This is a genomic window from Larkinella sp. C7 (genome assembly GCF_006149005.1).
GTDB lineage: Bacteria > Bacteroidota > Bacteroidia > Cytophagales > Spirosomataceae > Larkinella.
On sequence record NZ_VBSL01000108.1, the window covers coordinates 1 to 544 of the forward strand.

The 544-nt window shown below is 41.7% G+C and carries 1 protein-coding gene; it reads left to right on the forward strand.

From position 1 onward, the window contains the following. Positions 1-544: hypothetical protein (locus FH871_RS34595; protein WP_255516994.1), on the forward strand; the 544-nt coding region annotated here is incomplete at both ends.

Consider the following 544-nt stretch of genomic DNA (forward strand, 5'->3'; position numbering starts at 1 on the left):
CTTGTCAGCTCAGTCACAAGCAGCTCAAGCGCAATCAGCAGTTATCCAGAATCAATCAGCTGTACTTGCAGGACAAAATGCAGAACTAGAAGCTCAAAATAATGAACTTCAGGCGCAGTCTAATACACTTGCAGGTGAAATTCAGGAATTGTCAGCTAAGATTGTTGCTCGTAACGCATCAATTCAAGCACAAGCTCAAAATGCACAAAAGAACAATACAGCTACTAGCTACATCAATACGATTTTGAATTCAAAATCAATTTCAGATGCTATTAGCCGTATCGTTGCTGTTCATGAAGTTGTTTCTGCAAGTCAAAGTCAATTGGCTCAACAGCAAGCTGATCAGGCTGCTCTTGAAACAAAACAAGCAGACAATCAAGCGGCTATGAATCAAGTTGCTGCTAACCAAGCCTCTATTCAAGCTAACCAATCAGCTCTTGCTCAACAACAAGCAGCTGTTGAATCTGCTCAACAAGCTATCACAGCTGAAATTGCTACAGCACAGGCTAACAAACAAGCGCTTGTTTCTGCTAAGTCTACTGCC